The sequence below is a fragment of the Pseudomonas sp. FW300-N2A2 genome, from assembly GCF_017351735.1.
GTDB lineage: Bacteria > Pseudomonadota > Gammaproteobacteria > Pseudomonadales > Pseudomonadaceae > Aquipseudomonas > Aquipseudomonas migulae.
This window is the reverse complement of sequence record NZ_JACNDU010000003.1, coordinates 387,941-413,581: the sequence shown is the minus strand read 5'-3', so window position 1 is coordinate 413,581 and position 25,641 is coordinate 387,941. Positions and strand designations below refer to the sequence as shown.

Below are 25,641 nucleotides of genomic sequence, written 5' to 3'. Positions count from 1 at the left end.
GCCCTGCTTGTATATTTTTTGAGCTGTGATAGTGTCCAGAAACGCCTCAACCCATCGAGGCTCGTGAAAACCCCGCCTTTTTCTGGCGGGGTTTTGCTTTTTCTGTGCAGAAGAAAGGAGTCTGCCTCTATCATGACCGCACCTTCCATCACCCTTACTCGTCTGGACGTTCAACGTCTGGAACGCCTGATCGACAGCCTGGACGACACGCTGCCGGGCGTTATCGCGCTGCAAACCGAACTGGATCGCGCCGATACCGTGGTCGGTCACGATGAAGTGCCCGCCGATGTCGTGACTATGAATTCCAGAGTGCATTGCCGCGAAGAAAGCAGCGGCAAGGACTATCACCTGACGTTGGTGTACCCCAAGGATGCCAACGCGGACGAAGGCAAGATCTCCATTCTAGCGCCTGTCGGTAGCGCACTGCTGGGCCTGAAGGTTGGCCAGCACATCGATTGGCCCGCTCCGGGCGGCAAAACCCTCAAGCTGACCCTGCTTGAAGTCGAATCGCAGCCAGCCAATGGCGGCCCCTTCCCGGAATAACTTGCCTCAGACCAGCTCGAGCGCGTCATTCAATGCGCGCTCCAGATCGGCCTTGTAGCGCAGGTACAAATTGCTTGAGCTCTGACCATCACCGAGCAGGCCCGACAGGTCCAGGTCGGTGATGTAGCAGCGATAGCGATCGGTTTCACGGCGCTGCTCGACGATTTCCCGGGCGACCACACTGAACAGTTGGTCGCCATGCTCCAGCTCTGAAAATTCCCGCTGATTGCAATACAACGTGACTTGCACCTTGCCCGGTGCGGCCTTGCCGACGATCGCCTGCACATCGTAGAACGGCTTGTTGACCGGAGTTTGCGGCGCGAGTCGGGCTTCGACCCGGCGCGCTCGTCCGGGACCCGACGGCAGCAGTTGGTAATACAGCGTGTCGAGGCTCAGTGGCTGGGCGGCGTCCATCGGCAGCAATGCATCGCGCCGGTACTGGATCGATTGCAGGAAGCGTTGCAACGGCACCAGCAGGCTTTGTTCGTCGTGATAGGGCAAGCGCTGCTGCCACAAGGCATTGAATTCATCCAGCACGTACAGATCGGCCTGGTCATCGTGAGTCCGGTAGAACACCTGAATGCACTCGGGCTGACCCATGGGCAGAATCAGTGCCAGGTCCTGATCCTCAAGCGCCATTGGGTCCAGGTGCAGCGGGCTGTAGCTCGCCAGCTCTTCGCCGAGGTAGTCGAACAGCGCCGGCAGGGTGGCGAGGGCGACGTGATTGACCTGCCCCGGCACCAATTCCAGCACGTGATAATGCTGCTGGACCTGAATCAGGTAACGGTGATTGAGCTTGCTCAGCAGCAGGTTCTGCGCGGTGTCGATCACTTCCTCGACCCGTTGCGCAATGAACTGCGCGCGGTTGTGGCAGAAGCAACGCACCCGCAACTTGGGTTGCTGTGGGCCGTTCGGCAGGTTGTTGAGGTAATCGCGCAGGCAGTCGAGCAGGGCGTGAGGGCCATCGAAGCGATTGACCGAGACCTCGTTCCAGCTGTTGAGCGTGACCTGATCCAGGGTCAGCACCAGGTTCTCGCGGACCCCGGCGTAACTCAGCGAGTCAGTGCGCTCGGTGGTCATCAGAATGTTCAGGTCGCGGTGATGCTTGAGCGGATCGACGCCGACGTTCACCAGAATCAGCACTTCGCTCGGCACGCTGGCGCGCAGCAGCGGTTCTTCGGCGACCGTGGGCAGGGGCAGGGCGATGCTCTGTTGCAGGCTGCCGAGCAGGTTGAACAGTTCGAATTCGCTCAGGTCACTGTCGCCGGGATGCAGCGCCAGGCGTGTGCTGCTATCGATCACGCCGTTGCGATGGCACCAGGTCAGCAGTTCCAGCAATTGGCGGCTGCGCTTGATCGGTGCGAAATGCTCCCACTCGAGGGCGGTCAGGCTGCCGTTGTACAAGCCCCACTGGGTTTGCCCCGATTCTTTCTTGTCTGGCGCATGTACCAGGGTCAGGGTGTCTTCGGCCAGGTCCGGGGCGATGCCCGGGTTGATGAACTCGACTTTGTCGGCCTTGCGCTCGAACGCTGCGTACAGGCGTCGGCCCAGTACGTTGAGGTCGCGCTTGTTGATCAGGCTGACGGTCTGTTCGCTGCGGGCGAACTCGGTCAGGAAGCGGTAGCTGTAATTCAGTTCGTTGACCAACGCCCGGCGCTCGGAACTGACCTGACGGACTTTCCATTGGCTACGACTATCAAGCAGCGCCAGTTGACGCTGATCCCAATGCCATTCGTGGGCCAGGCGTTCCAGCAACGAGCGCTGCCAGCTCTGGGTGCGGCTGCTGCCAGTGAGTTTACGATTGACCTTCAGGTACAGCGCGCGCCGCACCAGCTCCAGGCGCTCCGATTCGCCACGGGCGGTGAGGTATTCCTCGATTCGCCGGTAAACCACGACGTACGGGTCCAGCTCATCGAGGTCGAGCTGGTTGGCGAACACCGCTTGTTTGAAACGCAGGCTCAGGCATTGAACCTTGGGGTGTTCGCTGGCGTAGACCTCGGTCAGCAACAGCTTGAGCACCGACTTGTAGGGTGACTCGATCCCTTTGAATAACTGCCAGAGCCCGGCACCGATGAATTCGCCGGGCGGGATGTACGCCAGGTGCCCAAGGTCCAGGGTTTCGTCGGCACGGATGAAGCGTTTGGACAGCAGCGTGTGGGTGTAGCGGTCGTACGCGGCCTCTTCGTACACCGGCACCAGCCACCAGATGGGCGTGCGGCCGGCCAGCCAGATTGCAGTGCGGTAGAACTCGTCCAGCAGCAGGTAATGCTGGGTGGTGCCGCAGTCTTCCGAACTCAGTTGATTGTCCCGCTCGCCGAGCACGAAGCGGGCCGGGTCGATCAGGAAAAAATGCGCCTCGGCGCCCTGGCTCGCGGCCCAGGTTTCGAGCAACTGGCACTTTTTACGCAGCTCGTTGAGTTCGCTTTCGCTCAAGTCCGGTGCGTGACAGACCCATACGTCCATGTCGCTTTGATCGGCCTGCGCCAGGGTGCCGAGGCTGCCCATCAGGAACAGGCCGTGAATCGGTCGCGGTGGATTGCTGCCGTGGCGCGGCTTGTATGAAAACGAGCGGGTCAGGCGCTGGGCTTCGGCCAGGGCGTTGGCGTCAGGCTCGAAGTTCGACAGCCCGGCGGGGGTGCTTCCGGAAACGTAACCCGGCAACAGCGGATGATTGACGTGGAAAAACAGCGGCAGCAGGGTCAGCACCCCTTGCTGACGGGTCGACAGCCCTTCCATGGCCCGCGCCATGCGGCCCTCGTTGAGCTTTAGAAAACGTGCGCGCAACTGACCGAGAACCTTGCGGTCGATTCCCTCGTCCAGATCGGGGCGGATTTCATGGGTGCGGGTCATGTCAGCTCAAACCGGCTCGCAGGGCTCGGACGTGGAGGATCTCAGGATGAGGGGCAGTTTAGCGCCTCGGCCCCGGGATATTCAGGCTGATTTTGTTTTTTTGGCGTCAGATTTCTATCGTTGGGCGACAGTTCGTATCGAAGAGTGCCCGCGGAAATCCCGTAGCGGGGGTTTCCGTGGGCGATACGGTGGGTCAGGCTGTTTCCTGGACGCTCAGAATGGTGAGAACGGTTTGCACACTTTGCGCGGCATCACGACCCAGGCTGGTCAGATAACCGCCATCGGGTTGGTCAATCAGTTCTTTTTCGAACAGGCGTTGAGCGGCAGCTATGGCTTTCGGGGCAGCGGTCTGATGAATTTTCAAACCTTCCTGGGAACTGTCCAGGTTGAAGAGTGCGAGGATTTCCAGTTCGGCAACCAACTCAGGGGTAAGCGACATAAGGACTCCAGACTTTCTAGGAATTGGACGACAGCGCCCCTAAGGTGATCCCACTCGCGCGGCATGTCCAGTGCTCACGACAGGGTTTTTTCTCTTCGGGAAGCATTCCCCGGCAGCGGGGTGCGTACCAGTGTAGTCAGGGTTCAAAAGAACGATGTATTGATTACCTGTAGGAGCGAGGCTTGCCCGCGAAGAACGGTAACGCGGTGTTTCAGAGGGACCGCGGTGGAGCTTTCGCGGGCAAGCCTCGCTCCTACATTGGAGCAATGTTTACTTCTTTTCCGGCGGCAATTCCGGCAAGGCACGCAGTGCCGCTTCGTACCATTCGGTGTTGAACGCGCGGTCTTCTTCGAGGATCGCGTCGATTTCTACCGCTAAAACGTGAGCCATCAGGTTGAGGATTTCCTCACGCTCGTAACCCACCAGGGTCAACTTGTTGAAGGTCGCCTTGGCGGCTGGCGGGTTGTCGCTCTCGATCTGGTTTTCGATCGCTTCGATCAGGGTGTTTTCGGTGAATTCTTCTTCGTCGCTATCGATGTCGGTTGGCTCGCTCATGGCAGGCTCCTCAAGGTAAGGCGGGCAGTTTACCTGCATTCAGCGCTGTGATGCTGCTGGCGAGAAACCCCCGGGCGTTCTATAAACAGGCACTGCCAACCCCGCACGGCCTGGAGGCTTCGTGATGCTCAAGCTTTATGGATTTTCCGTCAGTAACTACTACAACATGGTGAAACTGGCGCTGCTGGAGAAAGGACTGCCGTTCGAGGAAGTGCCGTTTTATGCAGGCCAGAGCCCTGAGGCGCTGGCCATCAGCCCGCGTGGCAAGGTGCCGGTGCTGCGCGACGAGCAAGGGTTTGTCAACGAAACCTCGGTGATTCTCGAGTACATCGAGCAGAGCCAGAAAGGCACGCCGCTGCTGCCGAGCGATCCCTTCGAGCGCGCACAGGTCCTGGCGCTGGCCAAGGAAATCGAGCTGTACATCGAGCTGCCCGCTCGCGCCTGCTTCGGCGAAGCGTTTTTCGGCAGCCCAGTACCGGATGCGATCAAGGACAAGACCAAAAACGAGTTGCTGCTGGGGTTTGCCTCGCTTGAACGGCACGGCAAGTTTGCCCCTTATGTCGCAGGCGACAGCCTGAGCATTGCGGATTTGTACTTCCTGTACAGCGTGCCGTTGGCCTGTGCGGTGGGCCACAAGCTGTTTGGTATTGACCTGTTGGCAGACATGCCAGCGGCCAAGGCATTGCTCGAGCGCCTGGAGCAGAACCCGAACGTGCAGCGGGTTGCGGCGGACAAGGATGCGGCGATGCCAGCGTTCCTGGCGATGGTGGCGTCCAAGAAGTAAAGAAGTGGCGGCCATTGTGTGTGTCAGAAGATTCGCAATCTTTTGTCCCATATGGCCGTCGCCCTTGTCCGACGGGCCGTTCAGGCATTTGCGTCTTACGCGGTAATAACCGGGTTCTTTCACGGCCCCGGGTATTGGTTACTTTGGGCATCGATCGTTTCCGATCAGGAAACTTCCACGGTCAAGGAGACCCGACGATGCTCAAACTGTATGGCTTTGCGGCCAGCAATTATTTCAACATGGTCAAACTGGCACTGCTGGAGAAAGGCGTGCCGTTTGAAACGGTTCCGTTTCATGGATGCCAGAACCCGGACATCCTGGCAGTCAGCCCACGCGGGAAAGTGCCGGTACTGGAAACCGAACAAGGGTTCTTGAGCGAAACGGACGCGATCCTCGATTTCATCGAAGAGACTCAACCGGGCATTTCACTGCTGCCGCAAACGCCGTTTGCAAGGGCAGGCGTTCGAGCCTTGGCCAAGGAGATCGAGTTGTATATCGAACTGCCGGCGCGAGTCTGTTATGTCGAGGTGTTCTTTGGTGGCAGGCCGACCCCCGAGGCGCTGAAGGCCAAATCCGAGCGAGACCTGATCAAGGGATTTGCCGCCCTGAAACACCGGGCGCGGTTTGCACCGTACGTGGCGGGCGAACAGTTCACCCTGGCCGATTTGTACTTTCTTTACAGCGTCGATCTGGCTGTTGACGTCGGAAAGCGTTTGTTCAACGTCGATTTCCTCGACGACATGCCCGGCGCCAAAGCGTTGCTGGAGCGCCTGGCGGATAACCCGAATGTACAAAAAGTCGCCGCTGACCGGCTGGCCGAGGCGCCTGCCTTTTTGCAGCGGGTGGGAGCCGTTGGGCGCGTGACAGCCTGAGCATAAAAAAGCTCGATGGCCTTTCAGCCATCGAGCTCAGGTGTTACAGAGACCGTTTAACGGCTGGCGAGCAACGCCTGGCCGCGAGCCACCGCCTGCTTGACCTGCGCCGGAGCGGTCCCGCCGATGTGGTCACGGGCGTTCACCGAACCTTCGAGGGTCAGCACGGCGAACACGTCCTGATCGATCTGGTCGCTGAACTTGCGCAGCTCTTCCAGGCTCATTTCCGCCAGGTCTTTACCGCTTTCCACACCGTACTTCACGGCATGGCCAACGATTTCGTGGCAGTCACGGAATGGCAGGCCACGACGCACCAGATAGTCGGCCAGGTCGGTGGCGGTGGAGAAACCGCGCAGGGCCGCTTCGCGCATCATTGCGTGCTTGGGTTTGATCGCCGGGATCATGTCGGCAAAGGCTCGCAGCGAGTCGCGCAGGGTGTCGGCGGCGTCGAACAGCGGTTCCTTGTCTTCCTGGTTGTCCTTGTTGTAGGCCAATGGCTGGCCTTTCATCAGGGTCAGCAGGCCCATCAGTGCGCCGAATACGCGACCGGTCTTGCCACGAACCAGCTCTGGCACGTCCGGGTTTTTCTTTTGCGGCATGATCGAGCTGCCGGTGCAGAAGCGGTCCGGCAGATCGATGAACTGGAACTGGGCGCTGGTCCACAGCACCAGCTCTTCGGAGAAACGCGACAAGTGCATCATCGCGATGCTCGCGGCCGAGCAGAACTCGATGGCGAAGTCACGATCGGACACGTTGTCCAGCGAGTTGCCGCCCACGGCGTCGAAGCCCAGCAGTTGCGCGGTGTATTCGCGGTCGATCGGGTACGTGGTGCCCGCCAGCGCGGCACTGCCCAACGGCATGCGGTTGGTGCGTTTGCGGCAGTCGACCAGACGCTCATAGTCGCGGCTGAGCATTTCGAACCAGGCCAGCATGTGGTGCCCGAAGGTCACCGGCTGCGCGGTTTGCAGGTGAGTGAAGCCCGGCATGATGCTGCCGGCTTCGCGCTCGGCCTGCTCCAGCAGGCCTTTTTGCAGGCGGGTGATTTCGCCCAGGATCAGGTCGATCTCGTCACGCAGCCACAGGCGAATGTCGGTGGCGACCTGGTCGTTACGGCTGCGGCCGGTGTGCAGCTTTTTACCGGTCACGCCGATGCGGTCGGTCAGACGCGCCTCGATGTTCATGTGCACGTCTTCGAGGTCGATGCGCCAGTCGAACTGGCCGGCCTCGATTTCACCCTGGATGGTCTTCAGGCCATCGGTGATGCTGTCGCGCTCGGCATCAGTCAGCACGCCGACCTTGGCCAGCATGGTGGCGTGGGCGATCGAGCCCATGATGTCGTGGCGATACAGGCGCTGGTCGAAAGTGACGGAGGCGGTGAAGCGGGCGACGAAGGCGTCGACGGGTTCACTGAAGCGGCCGCCCCAGGACTGATTGGTCTTGTCAGTGCTCATGAATTCGCTCGTATCGGCTGAAGAAAGATGGCGTTGAAAGCTGCGGCGGATAATAACAGGGTTGCCAATCCTGTCGCTGACACTGGTCGACACGTTTTTTTCTCATGCGTCGACCCATACTCAAGGCAGGCATTGTGGAAATTGGGCAACGATATTTTTCAATTGAGCAATAACGTGCCGGCAACCGTCTACAGTTGGACAGTAGGATCAGCGCACTTCCTGGCGCTGCAGCGGACGATAAGAAGAGGGGGTGTTCATATTGTGTATCAGCAAACCCTACGGCGATGCCTCGCCAACCGCCAATTGCCCGGCAAATAAAAATTTAGCAGTCGGACGGGCGGCACTTTTTGGCCCTCGCGCTAGTCTTAGCGTGGATCGCGGTGACAGACGTCACTTCACCTGTCTACGCTATCCTTGTGCGAGACTCACGCAGGAATCCAGCGCAATATGAATGTCCTGATCGTTGATGACGAACCCCTTGCCCGCGAGCGCCTGAGCCGAATGGTCGGCGAACTCGAGGGATACAGTGTCCTGGAGCCGAGCGCCACGAACGGCGAAGAAGCGTTGGCACTGATCGACAGCCACAAACCGGATATCGTGCTGCTCGATATCCGCATGCCGGGCCTCGATGGCCTGCAAGTGGCTGCACGATTGTGCGAACGCGAAACCCCGCCCGCCGTGGTGTTTTGCACAGGTCCCGATGAATTTGCCGTGGAAGCCTTACAGGCCAGCGCCGTAGGCTATCTGGTGAAACCTGTGCGTACAGAACAATTGCATGACGCGTTGAAAAAAGCCGAACGCCCCAATCGCGTCCAGCTCGCGGCTTTGACCCGTCCCGCCGCCGAAACCGGCAGCGGCCCGCGCAGCCATATCAGCGCCCGTACCCGTAAAGGTATTGAACTGATCCCGTTGGGGCAGGTGGTCTACTTCATTGCGGATCACAAATACGTGACCTTGCGCCATGAAGGCGGCGAAGTGCTGCTGGATGAGCCGCTCAAGGCCCTTGAGGATGAATTCGGTGACCGTTTCGTGCGGATCCACCGCAACGCCCTGGTCGCCCGCGAACGCATCGAACGCCTGCAACGCACGCCACTGGGGCATTTTCAGCTGTTCCTCAAAGGCCTGAACGGTGACGCCCTGATCGTCAGCCGACGCCATGTGGCCGGTGTGCGCAAAATGATGCAACAGCTTTAATTCGCCACCCGCAGGCGAACTTCTCACCCGATTGCCGGACGTCCGGGGCCAGGGAGGCCAGGCAATTCCTGATTCAAGTCAAAGCGGATTTGGTTGAGCTGTTATTATCTGCCGTATCTATTCAGTACGGATTGATCCATGTCCTCTCGCGAAATCCGCATCGCCACCCGCAAAAGTGCTCTCGCCCTGTGGCAGGCCGAATACGTCAAAGCCCGTCTGGAAGAGGCTCATCCAGGTCTGCTCGTGACGTTGGTGCCCATGGTCAGTCGTGGCGACAAGCTGCTCGACTCGCCGCTGTCGAAAATCGGCGGCAAGGGCCTGTTCGTCAAAGAGCTGGAAACCGCGCTGCTGGAAAATGAAGCCGACATCGCCGTGCATTCCATGAAAGACGTCCCGATGGACTTCCCGGAAGGCCTCGGTCTGTTCTGCATCTGCGAACGAGAAGACCCGCGCGATGCCTTCGTCTCCAATACCTATGCCAGCCTGGACGAATTGCCGTCAGGCAGTATCGTCGGCACCTCCAGCCTGCGCCGTCAGGCTCAGTTGCTGACCCGTCGCCCGGACCTGGAAATCCGCTTCCTGCGCGGTAACGTCAACACGCGCCTGGCCAAGCTCGATGCCGGCGAATACGACGCCATCATCCTCGCGGCGGCCGGTCTGATTCGACTGGGCTTCGAGGATCGCATCACCTCGGCGATCAGCGTCGATGACAGCCTGCCCGCCGGTGGCCAGGGTGCCGTAGGCATCGAATGCCGCTCCGCCGACCGCGAAATTCACGCCTTGCTCGCGCCGCTGCACCATCAGGACACCGCCACCCGTGTCACCGCCGAACGTGCCCTCAACAAACATCTGAATGGCGGTTGCCAGGTGCCGATCGCCTGCTACGCCGTGCTGGAAGGCGAGCAGATCTGGTTGCGTGGCCTGGTGGGCGATCCGAGCGGCGGTCTGCTGCTCAGCGCCGAAGCCCGTGCACCGCGCGCCGATGCCGAAGCACTGGGTGTGCGAGTGGCCGAAGACCTCCTGAGCCAGGGTGCCAACGACATTCTGAAAGCGGTCTACGGTGAGGCAGGTCACGAGTGACGGGCTGGCGCCTGCTGCTGACGCGTCCGGCGGATGAGTCGGCGGCGCTGAGTGCTGTGTTGGCCGACGCGGGGATTTTCAGCAGCAGTTTGCCGCTTTTGGAAATTGAACCGATTCCGGCCTCTGCCACAATGCGCCTGGTGATTCAGGATCTGGATCGTTATTGCGCCGTGATTGTGGTCAGCAAGCCCGCCGCCAGAATCGCGGTGGATCTGGTCGACCAGTACTGGCCGCAAGCACCGCGCCTGAAGTGGTTCAGCGTAGGCGCGGCGACGGCGCAGATCCTTGATGAACACGGGTTGGACGTGAGTTTTCCGGCCGAGGGTGATGACAGCGAAGCCTTGCTGGAGCTTGCGTCGTTGCGCGAGGCTGTCGAGCAGCCTGATCCACGGGTGCTGATCCTGCGTGGGGAGGGTGGCCGCGAGTTGCTCGCTGAGCGTTTGCGCGAGCTTGGTGCTAGTGTCGACTATCTGGAGTTGTATCGCCGCAAGCTTCCACAGTATCCGCCGGCAACACTGCCTGAGCGGATCAAGGCGGAACGCTTGAACGGGCTGGTGGTCAGCAGTGGACAGGGTTTTGAGCATCTGTATCAATTGGCCGGCGATGCCTGGCCACAGTTGGCGCAGTTGCCGTTGTTTGTACCAAGCCCCAGGGTCGCCGAGCTGGCACGTGCCGCCGGGGCCCAAACAGTTGTGGATTGTCGTGGCGCGAGTGCCACGGCTTTGCTGACGGTGTTACGGGAGCATCCCGAACCCGTTCTCTAATGCAAAGGATGGATACGTGAGCGAAACAGCCTTGCCTAAAGATGACTCCCGGCCATTGATCGATGCGCCGGTAGATGCACCGGTAGAAAGTGCGCCACCTGCTGCAGAGCAGCGCCGAGGCAATGGGCTGGCAATCGTCGCGCTGTTGCTGGGCGCCGCCGGTGTGGCGGTGGGCGGTTGGGGTGTCTGGCAGGTGCGTCACCTGCAAGCCAATACGCAGGAGCAGTTGAGTCAGGTGCAGGCGTTGAACGATCAGGCGCAAAGCCTGAAGCTCAACGAGCAGCGCCTTAGCGCACGCCTTGAGCAAATGCCTGCCGCCGAAGAACTCGATGCCCGCAGCCGTCTGGTGATCCAGCTGCAAGGCGATCAGCAGCGCTTGAATCAACGTCTGGAAACCGTCCTCGGCGCCAGCCGCAAGGACTGGCGCCTGGCTGAGGCCGAACACTTGCTGCGCCTGGCCAGCCTGCGTCTTTCGGCGTTGCAGGACATCAACAGCGCTCAGGCGCTGGTGCAGGGCGCCGACGAAATTCTTCGCGAACAGAACGATCCGGGTTCCTTTGCCGCTCGCGAGCAAGTGGCGAAAACCCTGGTCGCCTTGCGCAGTACCGAACAGCCGGATCGCACCGGCCTGTTCCTGCGACTGGGTGCGCTGCGCGATCAGGTGGTCAGCCTCACCGAGCTGGCTCCCGAGTACAAGGACCGGGGCGATTCGCTGCTGGGCCTGACCGCCGATGGCGACGGCGCGAGTCGTTGGGCGCAGTGGTGGGATCAGATCTCGCGTTACATCCGTATCGATTTCAATGCCGATAAAAATGTCCGTCCGCTGCTGGCAGGGCAGAGCCTGAGCCAGGTGCGCCTGGCCTTGAGCCTGGCGCTGGAGCAGGCGCAGTGGGCGGCGCTCAATGGTCAGGCTGCGGTCTACACCCAGGCGCTGGCCGAGGCGCGGGACGTGCTCAAGGGTAATTTCAACCCGGACAACCCGCAGAGCAAAGTGATGCTCGAACAGGTTGGCGAACTGAGCAAGCAGCCGGTCACCGTGGTCACGCCGGACCTGACCGGTACGCTGAGCGCGGTTCAGGGCTATCTCGAGCGACGTAATGTCAACGCCGAGGACTCGATCAAACCCATGGCCAAACCTGCCGCAAGCACCGCGCAGGAGGCCACGCCATGAAACGCCTCTATGTGATCGTGTTTCTGGCCATTGCCGTTGCCGCCGCGTTGGGGCTGGCGATTGCCGAGCATTCCGGCTACGTGCTGATCGCCTACAAGAGCTTCCGTTTCGAATCGAGCCTGTGGGCCACCCTGGCGCTGGTGGCGGTGCTGTGGCTGGTGTTCTGGGGCATCAAGGCGTTGATCGAATTGGTGACGACCTCCAGTGGCGTGGTCAACCCATGGTCGCGGCGCAATCGCAGTCGTCGGGTGCAAGTGGCGATCGAGCACGGTCAGCTGGATTTGGCTGAGGGTCGCTGGGCCAGCGCGCAGCGTCATCTGCATCGTGCCGCCGAAGCCGAGCGCCAGCCGCTGCTTTACTACCTCGGCGCTGCCCGCGCGGCGAACGAACAAGGTCATTACGAAGAAAGCGACAACCTGCTGGAGCGCGCACTGGAGCGACAGCCTCAGGCCGAGTTGGCGATTGCCCTGAGTCATGCCCAATTGCAGACCGACCGTGGCGACACTGACGGCGCCCTGTCGACGTTGCAGGCGATGCATGAGCGTCACCCTCACAACGTACAGACCTTGCGCCAGTTGCAACGCTTGCATCAGCAGCGCGGCGACTGGTCAGCGGTGATTCGCCTGCTGCCGGAGCTGCGCAAGGACAAGGTCCTGCCGGCGGCCGAGCTGGCCGAACTTGAGCGCCGGGCCTGGGGCGAAAACCTGTCCCTGGCTGCGCGTCAGGAAGAAGACGGGACGGTGGGTTTGCAATCGCTCAACCGCGCTTGGCAACAACTCACCTCGGCTCAGCGCCAGGAGCCGCAACTGGTATTGGCGTATGCCGAGCAACTTCGGCAACTGGGCGCGCAGGTTGAGGCCGAAGAGGTCCTGCGAACGGCGCTCAAGCGCAACTACGACAGCCATCTGGCACGCCTTTACGGGCTGGTTCGCGGCAGTGACTCTGCGCGTCAATTGCAGACCGCCGAGGGCTGGCTCAAGGATCATCCGGCTGACCCGAGCCTGTTACTGACCCTTGGTCGTCTGTGTCTGCAAAACAGTTTGTGGGGCAAGGCCCGGGACTATCTGGAAAGCAGCCTGCGCGTGCAGCGCAACCCGGAAGCCTGTGCCGAGCTGGCTCGGCTGCTGGCGCAACTGGGCGACACCGAGCGCAGCAATCAGCTGTTTCAGGAAGGCCTTGGTTTGCTGGACGAACGCTTGCTGGCCGCGCCGCTACCGGCGCCGGTTCATGCCTGATTGTGTGGCGAGGGGGGCAAGCTCTCTCGCCACGCAGTAGGTGTTGCAGCGACGTTTTCTTACATTCGTAGAGCCTCGACGGCAAAGTCCTACAGAGGACTACACCTGATCCTCTCGCTTCTGTCGGGAATTCCCTACACCTCTGTTGAAGTGTCCTTGCTGGCTTGCCTTGAAAGGCTGCCGCGCTTTCCTCTACCGTAACCACTTGTCTCTACTGGTACGGAAAAGCCATGACGTTGGCCTGCTCACGCTCCTTGTTTTTCATGGTTTTCATTGCCGGCGCGCTGGCGTTGGGCGTTTCCTACTACCTGGAATATGCAGTCGGCCTCAAGCCCTGCGGGCTGTGCCTTTTACAGCGGATTTGCCTGGCGGTGCTCACGGGTGTCTGCCTGATGGCTTCGGTTCATGGCCCCGGTCGCTTCGGTTCGTTCCTGTACTGGCTGCTCGGTCTATTGTGCAGTCTGGCGGGTACGGTGACGGCGTGGCGTCAGGTGTTGTTGCAAGGCGATCCGGTGCAACAGCTGTCAGCGTGCTCGCTCAGCCTGACGGACCCGTTCGCAAGCACCCCCTTGGTTTATGTGGTGCAGCAGATGTTCAAGGGCACGGCCGAATGCGCACAGATTTCCTGGACGCTGTTTGACCTGAGCCTTCCCGAGTGGAGTCTGCTCTTCTTCATCGCCATGACGATCCTGAGTGTTTACCAGTTGCTGCGCGTGGTCTGGATCGCTTGTCAGCGACCGCTCAGCGGCACGTCGTCGCACCGGGCGCTGGTCGGCGATTAAACACTTGTATGAACTTTATCTGCTGCGTACCTTGAAGCCACAGTCGCGCGGGCATAATCTGGCCCGCACGTGTCATTGGAATTATGTTGCTCGAATGACGCTCTGCCTGGCCGACTCTTGATCTTCAAGTGTGCGACAGGTGTAGAGCAGCATGACCCACAAGGGAAGAGAGACCGCCATGCTCGAAAGTTGTCAGAATGCTCAGGAACGCTGGGGTGGAGTGCATCTGCTGATCGATCGTTGGTTGCAGGAACGTCACGAACTGGTTCGGGCCTATGATGATCTCGGCGCCAAGCCTGAGGCGCTGGGTGAGAACCGCAAGCCATTGCAGGAATTCTGCGGCGTGCTGGTCGATTATGTGTCTGCCGGGCACTTCGAGATCTACGAACAGCTGACGGGGGAGGCCAAGGCTTTCAACGACAAGCGTGGTCTGGAACTCGCCGAGACCATCTACCCGCGCATCGACGTCATCACCGAGAAGCTGCTCGCGTTCAACGACCTGTGTGACGCAGGCAAATGCGTAGCAGAGAAATTCAAAGAGTTGGGTGGCTTGTTGCACGAACGCTTCGAACTGGAAGACTGCCTGATCGAAGTGCTGCACACCGCTCACAAGGAAGTGGATTCGGTTCAGGCCTGAACCCTTTCCTGCCACACCTCAAAACGGTGCGCTTTGCGCGCCGTTTTTCGTTTCCGCTGTTTAGCTGGTGGCGCCGCGCAATTCGACTTCGAATACCAGCGGCGTGAACGGCTCGATCAAGTCGCCGGCACCGTCGGCGCCATAGGCTTGGGCCGATGGAATCACCAGTCGCCACTTCGCACCGACCGGCATGTTTTGCAGCGCGCTGCGCCATCCGCTGATCACGCTGTCGAGACTGAACCATTGCGGTTGAGTGTTCTGATCGAACACGGTGCCGTCGGGAAGACGACCGACGTACAGCACCTGGACCTTGCCATTCGGACCGGCTTTCGCGCCGGTGCCGGGTGTCAGCTCCGTCAGCAATATTCCATCGGCCAGTTCGCGAACGCCGGGTCTGGTTTTTTCTTCGGCGAGAAATCGGTGCTCTTTTTCGAGGGCGGCTTCGCTCTGTGGCGGAGGCGACTGCAAAGCTGTCTGCGCTTCGTGCTCGGTCAGAATCTGTTCGATCTGCTCATCTTTCAGGGCCAGGGGTTTGCCTTGATAGGCTTGCTGCAAACCTTCGACCAGCGCCTGCAGTTGCAGGTCGGGAACCTCCAGGCGCAAGCGTTCGCCGAGGCTCGCGCCCAGGCTGTAAGCGAGATCGTGAGCTTCATTTTCCTGGGTTTTTTCGGCGGCTTGAGCGATGGAAAAAAACACGCACAGCGATAAAAAAAGGTAGCGCGACATGGGCACTCTCCGACCTGAGATGCGGCAGATTATGCCAGTGTGAATGCGTTCGACAGTGAACTTGTTTTGCGTAAGCGCAGAAGATTTTCGATCCGTTGCAACGCGACGCTTTCGATACTGTCAACATGCCCTAGCGGCGGTAGCAGCAGAGGTCTAGTATGAGCCGCACCCACGTCAGCCAGGAGGTAAACCATGTCGGCCACCAAGAAGCCTGTAAATACCCCGTTGCACTTACTCCAACAACTCTCGGGCAGCTTGCTCGAGCATCTGGAAACCGCTTGTTCCCAAGCCTTGGCTGATGCTGAAAAACTGCTCGCCAAACTGGAAAAACAGCGCGGAAAAGCACAAGAGAAATTGCACAAATCCCGCACCAAATTGCAGGACGCTGCGGCGGCCGGCAAAGCCAAGGCACAAGCCAAGGCGAAGGACGGCGTGCAGCAACTCGAAGACGTGCTCGATGCCCTCAAGGATCGTCAGTCCGACACCCGCGCCTACATTCTGCAACTCAAGCGCGATGCCCAGGAAAGCCTGAAACTGGCCCAGGGCGTCGGTCGTGTTCAAGAGGCTGTCGCCAAGGCGTTGTCCTTGCGTGCGGCCAAGCCTGCTGCGGCCCCTGCGAAGAAAGCCGCTGCCAAACCGGCTGCTGCAAAAGCACCGGCCAAACCTGCCGCCAAGGCACCTGTGAAAGCGGCGGCTAAACCTGCAGCTAAACCTGCGGCGAAAAAACCAGTCGCTGCCAGCGCTGCGAAACCGGCTGCAAAACCAGCCGCTAAAACTGCTGCTGCCAAACCTGCTGCCAAGCCAGCCGCTGCCAAAACAGCTGCCGCAAAACCGGCTGCAAAAACCACTGCTGCCAAACCGGCCGTAGCGAAAACTGCAGCGGCCAAACCCGCCGCAAAACCGGCAGTTAAAACGGCTGCAAAACCAGCCGCCAAACCTGCCGCTGCGAAGCCTGCTGCCAAGCCAGTCGCCGCTAAAACCGCTGCCAAGCCAGCGGCAAAACCAGCGGCTAAAACTGCTGCTGCGAAACCTGCTGCCAAACCGGCCGCTACCAGGACTGCTGCTGCCAAGCCAGCCACCGCGGCAAAACCTGCCGCAGCGAAACCAGCAGCCAAACCTGCCGCTGCCAAGCCGGCTGCAAAACCAGCTGCCAAGCCAGCAGCCAAACCAGCCGTGAAAAAACCGGCCGCTGTTGCCAAGCCGACCCCGGTAATTGCTGCCAAGCCAGCGACTCCGGCGCCATCCGCTTCGGCCGCGCCTGCATCAGCAGCCTCCACCTCGACAGTCACCACGGCGCCAACGCCTGTCGCACCGTCGAGCACCAGCTCCACCCCAACCAGCGCTTCCTAAGTGCCGGTTGCCGCGACGCGCAGCTGATGCAGCGCGTCGCGGTCCAGGTGGGCGGCACCCGCCGCCACACCCTCCAGCCAGGCCGATAAATCGGTCGCCTCACACTGCGGCCAATTCAACGTCGCTCGCTCCAGCCGCATCAGCAAATGCCGCTCGGCTTCCAGCTCCAGCGTTTTTACTTGTTCGCGTAACGCATTCAGTTCGGCGTCCTCAGTCGCGACGACTTTCCATCGCATGCGCAAGGCGCGCAGCGGTTGAACGACATCCGCGTCCCAAGGCTGCGCCACGTTGCGAAGCTGCTGCAGTCGATGCTCGTTGCAGGCGACTCCCCGCTGGCCCAGCCACAACCCGCACAGCAACAAACACACATTCACCCCCGTCGATTGCAGGGTCAGGCACGCGGCTTCAACGCCGGGACGGGCGTAAGTGCCAAGGGAAAAGCTCCACAGGTCAGAGGACATAGTGCTACTCGCGCCAGTTGCGAGCGAAGCTGGTAGACTCCGCCGCCATTATGATTCGACTTCAGAACCTGACTTTACAGCGTGGCCCGCAACGTCTGCTAGAAGACGCCGAGCTGACCCTGCACGCCGGCCACAAAGCCGGCCTCATCGGTGCCAACGGCGCCGGCAAATCGAGCCTGTTCGCCTTGATCCGGGGCGAACTGCACCCGGACTCGGGTGACTGCTTCCTGCCGGCCGACTGGCGCATCGCCCACATGCGCCAGGAGATCGAGACGCTCGAACGCCTGGCGGTCGACTACGTGCTCGATGGCGACCTGCGCCTGCGCGAGGTGCAACGTGACCTCGCCGCGGCCGAAGCCGCCCATGACGGCACCGCTCTGGCCCGCCTGCACTCGGAACTCGACAGCGCCGACGGCTACACCGCCGACGCTCGTGCCCGCAAGCTGCTGGCCGGGCTTGGGTTCACCAATGAGCAGATGGATCGCCAGGTCGGCGATTTCTCCGGTGGCTGGCGGATGCGTCTGAATCTGGCGCAGGCATTGATGTGCCCCTCGGACTTGCTGCTGCTCGACGAACCGACCAACCACTTGGACCTCGACGCCATCATCTGGCTCGAAGAATGGCTGAAAAGCTATCCCGGCACCTTGCTGCTGATTTCCCACGACCGGGATTTTCTCGACGCCGTGGTCGATCACGTGGCCCACGTCGACCAACGCAAGATCACCCTGTATCGCGGTGGTTACAGCGCTTTCGAACGTGCCCGCGCCGAACGTCTGGCCCAGCAACAGCAGGCCTACGAGAAGCAGCAGGCGCAACGTGCGCACATGGAAAGCTACATCGCCCGCTTCAAGGCCCAGGCCACCAAGGCCCGTCAGGCCCAGAGCCGGATCAAGGCGCTGGAGCGGATGGAAGAGTTGTCCGCCGCCCACGTCGATTCGCCATTCGACTTCGTCTTCCGCGAGTCGACGAAGATTTCCAGCCCGCTGATCGATCTGTCCGATGCCCGTCTGGGCTACGGCGACAAAGCCGTGCTGGAGAAGGTCAAGCTGCAACTGACCCCCGGCGCGCGCATCGGTTTGCTCGGCCCCAACGGCGCCGGTAAATCGACCCTGATCAAAAACCTCGCCGGTGAGCTTTCGCCGCTGGCCGGTCGGCTGACCCGTGGCGAGAACACTGTCGTCGGTTACTTCGCCCAGCATCAGCTCGATTCCCTCGACTCGAAGGCCAGCCCGTTGCTGCACTTGCAGCGTCTGGCGCCAACCGAGCGTGAACAGACGTTGCGCGACTTCCTCGGTGGTTTCGACTTCCGCGGCGCACGCATCGACGAGCCAGTGCTGAACTTCTCCGGTGGCGAGAAGGCGCGTCTGGCCCTGGCGTTGATCGCCTGGGAGCGGCCGAACCTGTTGCTGCTCGACGAACCGACCAACCACCTGGACCTGGAAATGCGCCTGGCGCTGACCATGGCCCTGCAGGAATTCAGCGGTGCGGTACTGGTGGTCTCCCACGATCGTCATTTGCTCAAAAGCACCACCGACAATTTCTATCTGGTGGCGGACGGCAAGGTCGAGGAGTTTGATGGCGACCTGGAAGACTACGCCCGTTGGCTGGTCGACTACCGTCAGCGCAACGCCCCGGTCAGCACCACGCCGGTCAATCCGGACAAGACTGACAAGAAGGCCCAGCGTCAGGCCGCCGCTGCGTTGCGTCAGCAACTGGCACCGCACAAGCGTGAGGCTGACAAGCTCGAAGCCGAGCTGGGCAAGCTCCACGAGAAGCTGGCGAAGATCGATACCAGCCTCGGCGACAGCGACATTTACGAGCCGGCGCGCAAGAACGACCTGCGTGATCTGCTGGCCGAGCAAGCCAGGCTGAAAGTGCGTGAAGCCGAACTGGAAGAAGCCTGGATGGAAGCCCTGGAATTGCTGGAAAGCATGCAGGCGGAGCTGGAGGCGCTGTCCTGATGGAGGCGTTCAAGCTGCCGCTGCCGGCGGTGTGGGTCGAGCCGATCTGGCTCGTCGTGCAAATCCTGCTGATTCTGTTGGCCGGTTACTTCACCCAGCGCTTTGTTGCGAAGTGCCTGACACGCCTGGGCGAGCGCTACCCGTTTCCGCCGCAGCTGCTGATGCCGCTGCGGGGCGGTCTGCGCTGGCTGATCATGGGCAGTGCGCTGATTTTCGTGCTGGAACGCCTCGGGGTGTCGGCGACGGTGCTCTGGACCGCGCTGTCCGGCTTCGTCGCGGTCGCGGCGGTGGCGTTTTTCGCCATGTGGAGCGTGCTCTCCAATCTGCTCTGCGCGATCCTGATCTTCACCGTCGGCCCGTTTCGCCTCGGCGATGTGGTCGAGCTGGTGGACACCACTGACAAGCCTGGCGTCAAAGGTCGGGTGGTGGCGATCAATCTGCTTTACACCACGTTGATCGAAGCTGAAGAGCTTGGGACCGGCAGTGCGATGGTTCAGGTGCCTAACAGCCTGTTCTTCCAGCGCTCGGTTCGACGCTGGCGTGGTACGGATGTATTCCCTTCCAGCGGGTTTGAAAAGTAAGCCCTCAAAGCTGCAAACGCTGGTCGGTCGCCGCAATATCCTGCAAAAAAATCGATGGTCATCGGCCCAAAGCCGCATTAGCTTAGACATCTGTTTACGAGTCTGAGTCGAGGTGTGCGATGGAGCTTCAAACATGGCTGGCTTTTTTTGCCGCCTGCTGGGTGATCAGCCTGTCCCCCGGTGCCGGCGCCATTGCGTCGATGTCCAGCGGTCTGCAATACGGTTTCTGGCGCGGTTACTGGAATGCCCTGGGCCTGCAATTGGGCCTGGCGGTGCAGATCGCGATTGTCGGCGCCGGTGTCGGCGCGATCCTCACGGCGTCGGCCAGCGCTTTTTATGCGATCAAATGGTTCGGCGTGGCGTACCTGGTTTATCTCGCGATCAAGCAATGGCGCGCACTGCCCAGCGACATGAGCGATGACGCGGCGGTGCGTCAGATCGGCAAGCCGATGGCCCTGGTGTTCCGCGGTTTCCTGGTCAACATCAGCAACCCCAAGGCCCTGGTGTTCATGCTGGCGGTGTTGCCGCAGTTTATCGATCCGCATGCGCCATTACTGGTTCAATACCTGATCATCGGCGTAACCATGGTCTGCGTTGACCTGATCGTCATGGCCGGTTACACCGGGCTGGCGTCCAAAGTGCTGCGCATGTTGCGCACGCCCAAGCAGCAAAGACGCATGAACCGCACGTTTGCCGGGCTGTTCATTGGCGCTGCGGCGTTTATGGCGACGCTGCGCAAAGCGGCGGTGTAAAACCGCCAGGCACAAAAAAGGCGACCCTTGAGGTCGCCTTTTTCGTTCAAGGGATCAGCGCAAAATGACCGGCTCTGTATCCTCTGGCAGGTTATTGCTCAACGGCGCCTGCTCTTGCTGCTCATTCCCGCTGCCACCCAGTTGTTCGCTCAACTGACGAGCCACATCTTCCCCCAGGGACTTGGACACCTCACGTACCAACCGTGGGCGACTCTGTGAGATCTTCGCGTCCCGATGGTTCGTCAACTTGGTGTCCTGGCCTTCGCCCATCGCCGTGAAGGCCGAGGTGATTTCGAAGGTTTTGGTGTCGATCAGGCTGAAATCCGCCACCAGGGTCAGTGCCAGCACCGAGGAATAGCTGTTGGTGTTGGGTATCTCGTTGACATCACTGTTGAAGTCTACGTCCGACAAGGTGCCGAACAGTACATAGTCGGCGCCCTCGAAGTTGCCGGCCTTGATCCGCTCGATCACGTCATAGATATCGACTTTGGATTCGGCGGTGTGCGGCTTGCCTTGCACCAGCTGGAACATTCCGGAGCGCAGCATCTGGCCCTTGATGTCGCCGGTGAATTTGCGCAGCTCGGTTTGCTCGATGTAACTGGTTTTGGATTCGAACGAGTCGTAGCTCGAAGAACCGCTGGAGCTGTACTCACCCTCGCGGTAATTGTCCTTGGACGAAACGGTGTGGATGTACTGCTCCACGCGCTCCTCGTATGCCAGGTCGGTTACTGCGACTTTCGGGGCCGCCTGCACGCTGAACGTGCAAGCCAGGGCCATCATCCCAATCCATGCGCGCATTGATTAATGCTCCGTAGTTTTTCGGATCTCTTTTTCGTCCATCCACTCGGCCAGACCGCTTTCAACGTCGATCAATTGCAGGCTGAATTTGTAGAAGACGTCCTTGTACTCGCTGCTGCGCTTGACGATCGAGCTGATCGAACCTTCAAGGCGGTATTTGGCGGCGATCATGTTGCCGATCTTGGACACGGTGGCTTTCTTGTACAGACCGCTCTGGTTTTGCAGCTGGATCTGATCAACCTGGTTCTGCATGTCGGCGTTGTCGCTGGAGAAGCGTGCCGTGCCCGATTTCATCAGTTGGGTCTTGATGGTGGTGGTGATTTCACGGGTGTCGATGTATTCGCTGGTCTTGTTCTTCACGTCGTAGACCTGGACCACCGGGCGTCCACGCAGAATGCCGGACTGGGCGAGAGAGCGGGTCATGGACTCGGCGATGATCTGCAGGTCGGTGGAGCTGAACTCGTTGGTGATGGTTTCCACAGCCTTGGTGTCGCCATAGCTGGTGTTCTTGCTGCCCAGGGTCGGTGGGTGGTTGCTGGCGCAACCACTGGCCAGGAGGGCGATAGCGGCAATAATCGAAAAGCGTACAAACATGGGAATGCTCTCTGAAGCTGAACGAATAGGGTGTTAAGGCGTATTGATTTCCAGGCGGAAATCCACGGCCTTGGGGGTGGGCGCTATGGCCTGAATGTAGCGGGTCTGCTCGCCGTACATCATCTGGCTCTTCCAGGTTTCTTCTTCGGCAACCGGGAAGCCATCAGGGTCAAGCCAGGCAAAGCGGTAGTAGAAGGTCTTGTTGTCGGAGCTGGTGTTGCTCAGCTGTGTATTGACCGTAATGAAGCCGTTTTCCCGGGCGACACGCATGGCGTCGACCTCAATGTCCCTTAGCTTGCCCAAGGCCACGACCTTGCTGGCGGCTGTTGTGGCGCAACCGGCCAACAAGGCCAGGATGACGACAGCGATGAGTTTGAAGCGCATGGGAAGACTCCGTAATTAAAGTTGTTTGAAGCTGGCCACGGCTGTCGGGCTGGCGCTCGGGGTCGCGTGAACGGCCAGGCCGCTGGCGAAGACCTGGTTGCCCACGGCGCGCAGGCTGATGACTTGATAGCGCTGGTCAACGGTGATCTTGAGCACCGTCGTTCCAACCGCGACCTGGTGCTCGCCTTTCTTCAGGCGCAGGCGCACGACATGGGTGTTGTCCGGCAGGGTGCGCCACGTACGGGTATCGGCACCTTCGAGCACGGTTGAACTGTAACCGACTGCCATGCCCGCCAGCTGGCTGACTTGTTTGATCTTTTCCTGCGCCACGCCACGGGTAGCTGCACGAACAGTGGTGCGCACAATGATGCCCGGCATGTCGTCACGCAGTGCGCGGCGGGACATGGTGGTAATGCTGTTGAGTTGCGTCAGGGGGAGTTGCTGACCGTCCACGCCAATCTGGGTGAGCGGGGCGGTGGAGGTATCTGGCTTGATGACCGGGAAGGACAGCGGAGCGATCACCACGCCGTTGCTGATCGGCAGAGTCAGTGGCAAGCGGATCGAGCCCCGGGCCGGCGCCAGCCCGCTTTGCACGACGATCAGGATGTCGCTGTCTTCGTCCTCGGCACTTTTCTGGTCCAGATCCTTCAATGCCTGCTCCAGCAGCGGAGTGTTCGGGCGCAGTTCGGCTGCTGTGCGGTAACCCGGTGCGGCCAGGCCTTTTTCGCCCAGGGCTTCGTAGACGAAGCCGGCCAGGTAATGGCTGAAGGCACTCTGGTAGCTGTTTTTCAGCCCAACCACTTCAGGTGCGTCGAGGCTGGCGACGGGATAGCCATACAAGTCTTTTAACTCGGTCTTGATGCCTACCTTATCGGCTTCCTCTTCGCTCTTGAGGTATTCCTTGTCGCGCAGGTCGGCGATCACCGCTTCTCGTTCGTGGGTTTTCTTGATCGCGATACGTGCGCCGTCGAAGTCGTTGACGGCCAGCAGATTCAGGGCCATTTGCGTGGTCAGCATGACTTTTTCGTAGTCGTAGCCTTCGTAGCGGCGGACCTTGTCGTTCACCAGGAAGCTGCCGAACTGAGCGAGGTACTTGCCGGCATCGAGTTTGACCGACTCTTCCCATTGACCGACCACGACATCGGCGCTGTTCCAGGCGTTCTGGCTGCCAGACAGATCGCCCTTGGCGCGCAGCAGTTCACCCTTCTCGAAGTAGTAGAGGAGGTCCTTGTCGGCACCGAAGTTGTTCTTTTCCAGCAGGGTCAGCGCCGCATCGATATTGCCGGAAGCCAGCTGCATGTTGGTTTGTGCGAGCTCCGAGTCGTAGTTGCGAAACACCGAACAGCCGGAGAGGAGTGTGACAGCGCTGACCGCAATCACTGCAAGGGCGCGGGAGGCCATAGGTACTTCTTCCGTGAATGGTGATCAGCCGCGCTTGCTGGTCGGGCTTTTTGGACCTATCGGCGCAGACGGGCGTCCTGCCAATTCCTCATAAGCAGAGGAGCTTTGAGTGCCATATCGATCAATTGAAGGCTCGTCATTATAGACAGGGAAGGTGGCGCAGTAATGGCTTTTTGATTGCTGCTAAACATAAAGATGCCATCATCTGGCAAAAACACCATTCGAGGTCTGCGACGGCGTTTCAGACAACAAAGCTTGAGCGAAACTCATTCGAAGTGAACAATGTGTTACTTCGTATTTCCAATTGAGATTCATTCATGACTGCCCCGTCCCGTTTCTTGGCCTGGCTGGTATTGCCGCTGTTTGCCTTGTGCAGTTCCAATCTGCTGGCCGACACCGTAGAAGGTGCGCCGCAAGCGCTGCATTTGCTTGATTACATCGGCGCCGATTACCCGGAGTCGGTCGAGTCCGGCAAAGTCATCAATGAGTCTGAATACCGCGAGCAGCTGGAATTCAGCAAGGTGCTGCAAGGCCTGATCGCCGGCCTGCCGGCCAAGCCGGAAAAAGCGGTGCTGGAGCAGGGTGTCAGCACACTGCGCAAATCCATCGCTGCGCGGCAGGACGGCTCGGACGTTTCCCGTCAGGCACGGCAGCTCGGTGCGAAGCTGGCGGTGGCCTATGAGGTCAGTCAGGCGCCGATCATTACGCCGGACCCAACCCGTGGTGCGTCGATGTACACCCAGCATTGCTCGGTCTGCCATGGCGATGCGGGGGCCGGTGATGGCCCTGCCGGTGTCGGCCTGACGCCGCCGCCAGCCAATCTGCGCGATGCCGCGCGGTTGGATCGCCTGAGCCTGTACGCGATCTACAACACCTTGGGGATGGGTGTCGAAGGCACTGACATGCCGGCCTTCGCCGACCAACTGGACGATCGTCAGCGCTGGGACCTGGCGACCTACATCGCTGGTTTCAGTGCCGAACCGGCCGCAGCCGCATCTGAAAAGACCTACAACATCGCCGACCTGGCCCGTCAGACTCCGGCCGAAGTGCTGGCTGCCGAAGGTCCGCAAGCGGCAGCGACTTTCCGTGCGCAGCGTGCGCAACCGCCGCAGGTCAAGCGTGGCCCGGCGCAATTGCTCGATTACACCGCTGCAACGCTGGACAAAAGTATCGCGGCCTATCGTGCCGGCGATCACGACCAAGCCTATGACTTGTCGGTGGCGGCGTACCTGGAAGGTTTCGAACTGGTCGAAAGCTCACTGGACAACGTCGACGCCAACGTGCGCAAGGACACCGAAAAATCGCTGATGGCGTACCGTCAGTCGTTGCAGGACGGTTTGCCGGTGGCACAGGCCCAAGAGCGTCTGGAGGCGGCCAAAGCCAAGTTGAAAGAGTCTGCCGGCCTGCTGGGCAGTGATGGCCTGAGTTGGTCCTTGAGTTACATCTCCGGTCTGCTGATTCTGCTGCGCGAAGGTCTGGAAGCGATTTTGGTGCTGGCGGCGATCCTTGCCTTCCTGCGCAACACCGGCCAGCAATCGGCGGTGCGCAGCGTCAACGTTGGTTGGGGCCTGGCGTTGCTGGCCGGTCTGGCGACCTGGGCGCTGGCGGCGTACGTGATTGATGTCAGCGGCTCTCAGCGTGAATTGCTGGAAGGTGCGACGGCGTTGTTCGCCGCGGTCATGGTGCTCTGGCTCGGCGTGTGGATGCACGACCGTCGCCACGCGGCGGCCTGGCAGGATTACATCAAGAGCAGCCTGGTGGGCGGCGGTGGCCGTTTCGGTTTTGCGACACTGGCGTTTTTCTCGGTGTACCGCGAACTGTTCGAAGTGATTCTGTTCTACGAAACCCTGTGGCTGCAGGCGGGGCCGGCAGGGCACAACGCGGTGTTGGCGGGCGGGGCGACGGCGCTGGTGTTGTTGGTTGGCCTGGCGTGGGTGATCCTGCGGGGCTCGGCGAAACTGCCGCTGTCGCTGTTCTTCAGTATCAACGCCGGGTTGTTGTGCGCGTTGTCGGTGGTGTTTGCCGGTCATGGCGTGAAGGCGTTGCAGGAAGCCGGGATCTTCGGTACGCGGCCGGTGCCGTTCTTTGACTTCGACTGGCTGGGTATTCACGCAGATGCGTATTCGTTGAGTGCGCAGGCGGTGGCGATCATTGCGATTATCGTGCTGTATGGACGTAGCTGGATGGCGGAGAAGCGGCGGGTGCAGGTTTCTTAAACGGCATTCGCTGCGCTCACATTCGCGGGCAAGCCTCGCTCCTACAGGATTCGCGCGTTT

General features: G+C 60.4%; 25 protein-coding genes and 1 pseudogene. 16 read left to right on the top strand and 10 right to left on the bottom strand.

Features of this window, described 5'->3' with window-relative positions; all coding sequences use genetic code 11:
• The first annotated feature begins 132 nt into the window (after nt 1-132).
• On the top strand, nt 133-543 hold the full coding sequence (gene rnk, locus J4E42_RS07540) for a nucleoside diphosphate kinase regulator (RefSeq protein ID WP_008024364.1): 411 nt from the start codon (nt 133-135) through the stop codon (nt 541-543).
• 6 nt (nt 544-549) lie between these two features.
• Here rnk and J4E42_RS07535 read toward each other — a convergent pair whose 3' ends face one another.
• The 3 genes from J4E42_RS07535 to J4E42_RS07525 all read right to left on the bottom strand — a co-directional run bounded on the left by J4E42_RS07535 (nt 550) and on the right by J4E42_RS07525 (nt 4,387).
• Nucleotides 550-3,393 (bottom strand): class I adenylate cyclase, encoded by a 2,844-nt coding sequence (locus J4E42_RS07535; RefSeq protein WP_207284927.1) that lies wholly within the window; start codon nt 3,391-3,393, stop codon nt 550-552.
• A gap of 193 nt (nt 3,394-3,586) precedes the next feature.
• Nucleotides 3,587-3,832 (bottom strand): TIGR02647 family protein, encoded by a 246-nt coding sequence (locus J4E42_RS07530; protein WP_008024358.1) that lies wholly within the window; start codon nt 3,830-3,832, stop codon nt 3,587-3,589.
• A gap of 270 nt (nt 3,833-4,102) precedes the next feature.
• Entirely contained in the window at nt 4,103-4,387 is a 285-nt protein-coding gene (locus J4E42_RS07525) for a hypothetical protein (RefSeq protein WP_008024357.1), read from the bottom strand.
• Nucleotides 4,388-4,511: 124 nt separating this feature from the next.
• Here J4E42_RS07525 and J4E42_RS07520 point away from each other — a divergent pair, with 124 nt between their 5' ends.
• Together J4E42_RS07520 and J4E42_RS07515 are read left to right on the top strand one after the other, a co-directional pair.
• Entirely contained in the window at nt 4,512-5,171 is a 660-nt protein-coding gene (locus J4E42_RS07520) for a glutathione S-transferase family protein (protein WP_207284926.1), read from the top strand.
• Nucleotides 5,172-5,368: 197 nt separating this feature from the next.
• Nucleotides 5,369-6,043 carry a glutathione S-transferase family protein gene (locus tag J4E42_RS07515; RefSeq protein WP_207284925.1) on the top strand — a complete coding sequence of 225 codons (675 nt, stop codon included), beginning with the start codon at nt 5,369-5,371 and terminating at the stop codon, nt 6,041-6,043.
• A gap of 56 nt (nt 6,044-6,099) precedes the next feature.
• Here the strand turns inward: J4E42_RS07515 and argH are convergent, their stop codons facing one another.
• The gene (argH, locus tag J4E42_RS07510; RefSeq protein WP_008040637.1) at nt 6,100-7,494 is read right to left on the bottom strand and encodes an argininosuccinate lyase; all 1,395 of its coding nucleotides are present in this window, start codon (nt 7,492-7,494) and stop codon (nt 6,100-6,102) included.
• 241 nt (nt 7,495-7,735) lie between these two features.
• Here argH and J4E42_RS29695 point away from each other — a divergent pair.
• The 8 genes and pseudogenes from J4E42_RS29695 to J4E42_RS07475 form a co-directional block, all read left to right on the top strand.
• Nucleotides 7,736-7,945, top strand: a pseudogene (locus tag J4E42_RS29695) (sensor histidine kinase); the annotation flags it as partial.
• On the top strand, nt 7,942-8,688 hold the full coding sequence (locus J4E42_RS07505; protein WP_008024350.1) for a LytTR family DNA-binding domain-containing protein: 747 nt from the start codon (nt 7,942-7,944) through the stop codon (nt 8,686-8,688). The pseudogene J4E42_RS29695 and the gene J4E42_RS07505, both read left to right, overlap by 4 nt.
• Before the next feature lie 138 nt (nt 8,689-8,826).
• Nucleotides 8,827-9,768, top strand: a complete 942-nt coding sequence (hemC, locus tag J4E42_RS07500; protein ID WP_008040638.1) for a hydroxymethylbilane synthase — start codon at nt 8,827-8,829, stop codon at nt 9,766-9,768.
• Nucleotides 9,765-10,532 (top strand): uroporphyrinogen-III synthase, encoded by a 768-nt coding sequence (locus J4E42_RS07495; protein ID WP_207284924.1) that lies wholly within the window; start codon nt 9,765-9,767, stop codon nt 10,530-10,532. Before hemC ends, J4E42_RS07495 begins: the two co-directional genes overlap by 4 nt.
• Before the next feature lie 16 nt (nt 10,533-10,548).
• The gene (locus tag J4E42_RS07490; protein ID WP_192227479.1) at nt 10,549-11,703 is read left to right on the top strand and encodes a uroporphyrinogen-III C-methyltransferase; all 1,155 of its coding nucleotides are present in this window, start codon (nt 10,549-10,551) and stop codon (nt 11,701-11,703) included.
• The gene (locus J4E42_RS07485; RefSeq protein ID WP_192416641.1) at nt 11,700-12,938 is read left to right on the top strand and encodes a heme biosynthesis protein HemY; all 1,239 of its coding nucleotides are present in this window, start codon (nt 11,700-11,702) and stop codon (nt 12,936-12,938) included. The genes J4E42_RS07490 and J4E42_RS07485 overlap by 4 nt, the downstream gene beginning before the upstream one ends.
• A gap of 230 nt (nt 12,939-13,168) precedes the next feature.
• Nucleotides 13,169-13,720 carry a disulfide bond formation protein B gene (locus J4E42_RS07480; protein WP_008040642.1) on the top strand — a complete coding sequence of 184 codons (552 nt, stop codon included), beginning with the start codon at nt 13,169-13,171 and terminating at the stop codon, nt 13,718-13,720.
• A 178-nt stretch (nt 13,721-13,898) separates the two neighbouring features.
• The gene (locus J4E42_RS07475; protein ID WP_032828552.1) at nt 13,899-14,357 is read left to right on the top strand and encodes an Rsd/AlgQ family anti-sigma factor; all 459 of its coding nucleotides are present in this window, start codon (nt 13,899-13,901) and stop codon (nt 14,355-14,357) included.
• 60 nt (nt 14,358-14,417) lie between these two features.
• On the opposite strand, the gene J4E42_RS07470 is transcribed toward J4E42_RS07475, so the two are convergent.
• Nucleotides 14,418-15,083, bottom strand: a complete 666-nt coding sequence (locus J4E42_RS07470; RefSeq protein WP_207284923.1) for an FKBP-type peptidyl-prolyl cis-trans isomerase — start codon at nt 15,081-15,083, stop codon at nt 14,418-14,420.
• A 192-nt stretch (nt 15,084-15,275) separates the two neighbouring features.
• Here J4E42_RS07470 and J4E42_RS07465 point away from each other — a divergent pair, with 192 nt between their 5' ends.
• Nucleotides 15,276-16,433: an AlgP family protein gene (locus J4E42_RS07465; RefSeq protein ID WP_207284922.1), complete on the top strand. Its 1,158-nt coding sequence runs from the start codon at nt 15,276-15,278 to the stop codon at nt 16,431-16,433.
• Here J4E42_RS07465 and J4E42_RS07460 read toward each other — a convergent pair.
• The gene (locus J4E42_RS07460; RefSeq protein ID WP_207284921.1) at nt 16,430-16,894 is read right to left on the bottom strand and encodes a TIGR02444 family protein; all 465 of its coding nucleotides are present in this window, start codon (nt 16,892-16,894) and stop codon (nt 16,430-16,432) included. The two genes, J4E42_RS07465 and J4E42_RS07460, sit on opposite strands and share 4 nt — an antisense overlap.
• A gap of 50 nt (nt 16,895-16,944) precedes the next feature.
• On the opposite strand from J4E42_RS07460, the gene J4E42_RS07455 reads away from it, so the two are divergent.
• The 3 genes from J4E42_RS07455 (at nt 16,945) to J4E42_RS07445 (ending at nt 20,188) form a co-directional block, all read left to right on the top strand.
• Nucleotides 16,945-18,855, top strand: a complete 1,911-nt coding sequence (locus J4E42_RS07455) for an ATP-binding cassette domain-containing protein (protein ID WP_207284920.1) — start codon at nt 16,945-16,947, stop codon at nt 18,853-18,855.
• Nucleotides 18,855-19,436, top strand: coding sequence for a mechanosensitive ion channel family protein (locus J4E42_RS07450; RefSeq protein WP_192227486.1), 582 nt, complete (start codon nt 18,855-18,857; stop codon nt 19,434-19,436). Before J4E42_RS07455 ends, J4E42_RS07450 begins: the two co-directional genes overlap by 1 nt.
• Nucleotides 19,437-19,555: 119 nt before the next feature.
• Complete coding sequence (locus J4E42_RS07445) at nt 19,556-20,188, top strand: LysE family transporter (protein ID WP_008024319.1); 633 nt, start codon at nt 19,556-19,558, stop codon at nt 20,186-20,188.
• 54 nt (nt 20,189-20,242) lie between these two features.
• Here J4E42_RS07445 and J4E42_RS07440 read toward each other — a convergent pair whose 3' ends face one another.
• The 4 genes from J4E42_RS07440 to J4E42_RS07425 are packed head-to-tail and all read right to left on the bottom strand — an operon-like array spanning nt 20,243 to nt 23,365.
• On the bottom strand, nt 20,243-20,986 hold the full coding sequence (locus J4E42_RS07440) for a hypothetical protein (protein WP_008040655.1): 744 nt from the start codon (nt 20,984-20,986) through the stop codon (nt 20,243-20,245).
• Nucleotides 20,987-20,989: 3 nt separating this feature from the next.
• A complete protein-coding gene (gene lpoB / locus J4E42_RS07435; RefSeq protein WP_207284919.1) occupies nt 20,990-21,580 on the bottom strand; it encodes a penicillin-binding protein activator LpoB in 591 nt (196 codons plus the stop codon).
• 33 nt (nt 21,581-21,613) lie between these two features.
• The gene (locus J4E42_RS07430) at nt 21,614-21,964 is read right to left on the bottom strand and encodes a YcfL family protein (protein ID WP_008040661.1); all 351 of its coding nucleotides are present in this window, start codon (nt 21,962-21,964) and stop codon (nt 21,614-21,616) included.
• Between the two features lie 15 nt (nt 21,965-21,979).
• Nucleotides 21,980-23,365, bottom strand: coding sequence for a COG3014 family protein (locus tag J4E42_RS07425; protein ID WP_207284918.1), 1,386 nt, complete (start codon nt 23,363-23,365; stop codon nt 21,980-21,982).
• A 317-nt stretch (nt 23,366-23,682) separates the two neighbouring features.
• Here J4E42_RS07425 and J4E42_RS07420 point away from each other — a divergent pair, with 317 nt between their 5' ends.
• Nucleotides 23,683-25,581, top strand: a complete 1,899-nt coding sequence (locus J4E42_RS07420; protein WP_207284917.1) for an FTR1 family protein — start codon at nt 23,683-23,685, stop codon at nt 25,579-25,581.
• The last annotated feature ends 60 nt before the right edge of the window (nt 25,582-25,641 follow it).

Excerpts from the sequence above, each read along its gene's own strand:
- rnk (WP_008024364.1), top strand. The coding sequence starts at position 133 with ATGACCGCACCTTCCATCACCCTTACTCGTCTGGACGTTCAACGTCTG.
- J4E42_RS07535 (WP_207284927.1), bottom strand. The coding sequence starts at position 3,393 with ATGACCCGCACCCATGAAATCCGCCCCGATCTGGACGAGGGAATCGAC.
- J4E42_RS07530 (WP_008024358.1), bottom strand. The coding sequence starts at position 3,832 with ATGTCGCTTACCCCTGAGTTGGTTGCCGAACTGGAAATCCTCGCACTC.
- J4E42_RS07525 (WP_008024357.1), bottom strand. The coding sequence starts at position 4,387 with ATGAGCGAGCCAACCGACATCGATAGCGACGAAGAAGAATTCACCGAA.
- J4E42_RS07520 (WP_207284926.1), top strand. The coding sequence starts at position 4,512 with ATGCTCAAGCTTTATGGATTTTCCGTCAGTAACTACTACAACATGGTG.
- J4E42_RS07515 (WP_207284925.1), top strand. The coding sequence starts at position 5,369 with ATGCTCAAACTGTATGGCTTTGCGGCCAGCAATTATTTCAACATGGTC.
- argH (WP_008040637.1), bottom strand. The coding sequence starts at position 7,494 with ATGAGCACTGACAAGACCAATCAGTCCTGGGGCGGCCGCTTCAGTGAA.
- J4E42_RS07505 (WP_008024350.1), top strand. The coding sequence starts at position 7,942 with ATGAATGTCCTGATCGTTGATGACGAACCCCTTGCCCGCGAGCGCCTG.
- hemC (WP_008040638.1), top strand. The coding sequence starts at position 8,827 with ATGTCCTCTCGCGAAATCCGCATCGCCACCCGCAAAAGTGCTCTCGCC.
- J4E42_RS07485 (WP_192416641.1), top strand. The coding sequence starts at position 11,700 with ATGAAACGCCTCTATGTGATCGTGTTTCTGGCCATTGCCGTTGCCGCC.
- J4E42_RS07480 (WP_008040642.1), top strand. The coding sequence starts at position 13,169 with ATGACGTTGGCCTGCTCACGCTCCTTGTTTTTCATGGTTTTCATTGCC.
- J4E42_RS07475 (WP_032828552.1), top strand. The coding sequence starts at position 13,899 with ATGCTCGAAAGTTGTCAGAATGCTCAGGAACGCTGGGGTGGAGTGCAT.
- J4E42_RS07470 (WP_207284923.1), bottom strand. The coding sequence starts at position 15,083 with ATGTCGCGCTACCTTTTTTTATCGCTGTGCGTGTTTTTTTCCATCGCT.
- J4E42_RS07465 (WP_207284922.1), top strand. The coding sequence starts at position 15,276 with ATGTCGGCCACCAAGAAGCCTGTAAATACCCCGTTGCACTTACTCCAA.
- J4E42_RS07460 (WP_207284921.1), bottom strand. The coding sequence starts at position 16,894 with ATGTCCTCTGACCTGTGGAGCTTTTCCCTTGGCACTTACGCCCGTCCC.
- J4E42_RS07455 (WP_207284920.1), top strand. The coding sequence starts at position 16,945 with ATGATTCGACTTCAGAACCTGACTTTACAGCGTGGCCCGCAACGTCTG.
- J4E42_RS07450 (WP_192227486.1), top strand. The coding sequence starts at position 18,855 with ATGGAGGCGTTCAAGCTGCCGCTGCCGGCGGTGTGGGTCGAGCCGATC.
- J4E42_RS07445 (WP_008024319.1), top strand. The coding sequence starts at position 19,556 with ATGGAGCTTCAAACATGGCTGGCTTTTTTTGCCGCCTGCTGGGTGATC.
- J4E42_RS07440 (WP_008040655.1), bottom strand. The coding sequence starts at position 20,986 with ATGCGCGCATGGATTGGGATGATGGCCCTGGCTTGCACGTTCAGCGTG.
- lpoB (WP_207284919.1), bottom strand. The coding sequence starts at position 21,580 with ATGTTTGTACGCTTTTCGATTATTGCCGCTATCGCCCTCCTGGCCAGT.
- J4E42_RS07430 (WP_008040661.1), bottom strand. The coding sequence starts at position 21,964 with ATGCGCTTCAAACTCATCGCTGTCGTCATCCTGGCCTTGTTGGCCGGT.
- J4E42_RS07425 (WP_207284918.1), bottom strand. The coding sequence starts at position 23,365 with ATGGCCTCCCGCGCCCTTGCAGTGATTGCGGTCAGCGCTGTCACACTC.
- J4E42_RS07420 (WP_207284917.1), top strand. The coding sequence starts at position 23,683 with ATGACTGCCCCGTCCCGTTTCTTGGCCTGGCTGGTATTGCCGCTGTTT.